Below are 265 nucleotides of genomic sequence, written 5' to 3' on the forward strand. Positions count from 1 at the left end.
GTTGTGGTGATTGAGCATAATTTAGATGTGATTAAAACCGCAGACTGGATTATCGATTTAGGCCCTGAAGGTGGTGCTGGCGGCGGCATGATTTTAGCTGCAGGCAGCCCAGAAGAAGTAGCAGAGCACCCAGAGTCTCATACCGCGAGATTCCTAAAGCCGATGCTGGCGCTTCACAATAAACGTGTAAAGGCTAAAAAAGCCAAATAACAAGCTGAGATAAAATACCAAACCTTAGGTGAATAAGAGGAGAGCACATTATGTT

Annotated in this window: 1 protein-coding gene; it reads left to right on the forward strand. The window is 44.9% G+C overall.

What is annotated here, in order from left to right; translation table 11 throughout:
- The coding region (locus tag AAEZ02_RS22660; RefSeq protein ID WP_351125322.1) for a hypothetical protein at window positions 1-210 on the forward strand (210 nt) is incomplete at its 5' end.
- Between the last annotated feature and the right edge of the window lie 55 nt (window positions 211-265).

This window comes from Shewanella sp. T24-MNA-CIBAN-0130 (assembly GCF_040310185.1).
In the GTDB taxonomy this organism is placed as follows: Bacteria; Pseudomonadota; Gammaproteobacteria; order Enterobacterales; family Shewanellaceae; genus Shewanella; species Shewanella psychromarinicola.